Annotated in this window: 2 rRNA genes; both read right to left on the reverse strand. The window is 50.0% G+C overall.

What is annotated here, in order from left to right:
- Positions 1 to 3 precede the first annotated feature (3 nt).
- Positions 4 to 120 (reverse strand): 5S ribosomal RNA (rrf, locus tag EFD62_RS17070).
- A 115-nt stretch (positions 121 to 235) separates the two neighbouring features.
- Positions 236 to 3,142, reverse strand: a 23S ribosomal RNA gene (locus tag EFD62_RS17075).
- Between the last annotated feature and the right edge of the window lie 12 nt (positions 3,143 to 3,154).

Below are 3,154 nucleotides of genomic sequence, written 5' to 3' on the forward strand. Positions count from 1 at the left end.
TAAATCTGGCAGCGACCTACTTTCCCGGGACGTCTCCATCCAAGTATCATCGGCACTGAGAAGCTTAACTACCGTGTTCGGTATGGGAACGGGTGTGTCCTTCTCGTCATAGCCACCAGAAGATTGTTAACTTTTTCATTTTAATTGCACCTTCAAAAATATATAATGTTCAAAGCAAGATTCGAAGCGGATTCTCTCATTTAGACTTTTGAAAGACCTTCTACCTGTTTTTCTATTGGTCAAGCCCTCGACCTATTAGTACCAGTCAGCTAAATACATTACTGCACTTACACCCCTGGCCTATCAACCATGTAGTCTACATGGGGTCTTACCCTTGCGGTGGGATATCTCATCTTAGGGTGGGTTTCACGCTTAGATGCCTTCAGCGTTTATCCCGTCCAAACTTGGCTACCCAGCTGTGCCACTGGTGTGACAACTGGTGCACCAGAGGTTCGTCCATCCCGGTCCTCTCGTACTAAGGACAGATCCCTTCAAATATCCTACGCCCGCGACAGATAGGGACCGAACTGTCTCACGACGTTCTGAACCCAGCTCGCGTACCGCTTTAATTGGCGAACAGCCAAACCCTTGGAACCTACTTCAGCTCCAGGATGCGATGAGCCGACATCGAGGTGCCAAACCTCCCCGTCGATGTGGACTCTTGGGGGAGATCAGCCTGTTATCCCCAGGGTAGCTTTTATCCGTTGAGCGACGGCAATTCCACTTTCATACCGCCGGATCACTAAGCCCTACTTTCGTACCTGCTCGACTTGTTTGTCTCGCAGTCAGGCTACCTTATGCCTTTGCACTCGATGCGCGATTTCCAACCGCGCTGAGGTAACCTTTGGACGCCTCCGTTACCTTTTGGGAGGCGACCGCCCCAGTCAAACTGCCCACCTGACAGTGTCCCAAGACCGGTTCACGGCCTCTGGTTAGAGTTTCAATATTCTTAGAGTGGTATCCCAACGGCGGCTCCACTAATGCTGGCGCATTAGCTTCTAAGCCTCCCACCTATCCTGTACAAAGAATACCGAAACCCAGTATCAGGCTACAGTAAAGCTCCATGGGGTCTTTCCGTCTTGTCGCGGGTAACTTGCATCTTCACAAGTACTACAATTTCGCCGGGTACGTTGTTGAGACAGTGCCCAAATCATTACGCCATTCGTGCGGGTCAGAACTTACCTGACAAGGAATTTCGCTACCTTAGGACCGTTATAGTTACGGCCGCCGTTTACTGGGGCTTAAGTTCACTGCTTCTCTTGCGATAACAGATTCCCGTAACCTTCCAGCACCGGGCAGGCGTCAGCCCCTATACTTCATCTTTCGATTTAGCAGAGACCTGTGTTTTTGCTAAACAGTTGCTTGGGCCTATTCTCTGCGGCCTGGTCTCCCAGGCACCCCTTCTCGCGAACTTACGGGGTCAATTTGCCGAGTTCCTTAACAACGCTTCTCCCGTTCGTCTTAGGATTCTCTCCTCACCTACCTGTGTCGGTTTGCGGTACGGGTACCTCTGCTCTCGATAGTGGCTTTTCTCGTCAGTGCGGAATCTGTCACTTCGGTACTTATTTTTCCCTCCCCATCAGGCCTTCGAAACAACCGGCGGATTTGCCTACCGGTCTATCTACCTCCCTTGGACGAGCTCTTCCAGTCACTCGCTTGACTTATCCCCCTGCGTCCCCACTTCTCTCAAACGAACAGCGGTAGTACAGGAATTTCAACCTGTTGTCCATCACCTACGCCTTTCGGCCTCGGCTTAGGTCCCGACTTACCCTGGGCGGACGAACCTTCCCCAGGAAACCTTAGGTTTTCGACGGTAAAGATTCTCACTTTACTCTCGCTACTTATTCCGGCATTCTCACTACTGTTTCGTCCACATGTCCTTACGGTCATGCTTCTACCTAACACAGTAAGCTCCCCTACCCAGTATTTCTACTGCCATAGCTTCGGTACACAGTTTAGCCCCGGACATTTTCGGCGCAGGTTCACTCGACTAGTGAGCTATTACGCACTCTTTGAATGAATGGCTGCTTCTAAGCCAACATCCTAGTTGTCTTAGCAAACCCACATCCTTTCCCACTTAACTGTGATTTTGGGACCTTAGCTGATGGTCTGGGCTGTTTCCCTCTCGACTACGAAACTTATCTCACGTAGTCTGACTCCCAAGTAATTATCTATACGGCATTCAGAGTTTGATAGGGTTCGGTAACCCGGTAAGGCCCCTAGCCCATTCAGTGCTTTACCTCCGTTAGACTTCCCTTGAGGCTAGCCCTAAAGCTATTTCGGGGAGAACCAGCTATCTCCGAGTTCGATTGGAATTTCTCCGCTATCCACAGCTCATCCCAAACCTTTTCAACGGTTATGAGTTCGGTCCTCCACGAGATTTTACTCTCGCTTCAACCTGTCCATGGATAGGTCACCCGGTTTCGGGTCTATTACATGTGACTTGACGCCCTATTAAGACTCGGTTTCCCTTCGGCTCCGTACCTTTAGTACTTAACCTTGCCACATACAATAACTCGCCGGACCGTTCTACAAAAAGTACGCTGTCGAGCCTTAACGCTCTCCAACTGCTTGTAAACATAGGGTTTCAGGTTCTCTTTCACTCCCCTCCCGGGGTTCTTTTCACCTTTCCCTCACGGTACTGCTTCACTATCGGTCACCAGTTAGTATTTAGCCTTGGAAGGTGGTCCTCCCTGCTTCCCACAAGGTTTCACGTGCCTCGTGGTACTCTGGATACCAGCCTGTCTACTTACTTTTCGCATACGGGACTATTACCCTCTTTGGTATAAGCTTTCCTGCTTACTTCTGCTAAGCTTGTAGAATCATTATGCTGGTCCACAACCCCGACCTATATTGCTATAGTTCGGTTTGGGCTCTTCCGCTTTCGCTCGCCACTACTTACGGAATCTCGGTTGATTTCTTCTCCTGTGGGTACTTAGATGTTTCAGTTCCCCACGTCTCGCTCTGTTACACTATGGATTCATGTAACAGTACCTGAGCATTTACCTCAGGTGGGTTCCCCCATTCGGAAATCTGCGGATCGATGGCTATTTGCGCCTCACCGCAGCTTATCGCAGCTTATCACGTCCTTCATCGCCTTCTGGTGCCTAGGCATTCACCCTATGCTCTTAATAGCTTGACCTTGGTAAAACCT

Source organism: Acetivibrio mesophilus (assembly GCF_004102745.1).
GTDB lineage: Bacteria > Bacillota > Clostridia > Acetivibrionales > Acetivibrionaceae > Hungateiclostridium > Hungateiclostridium mesophilum.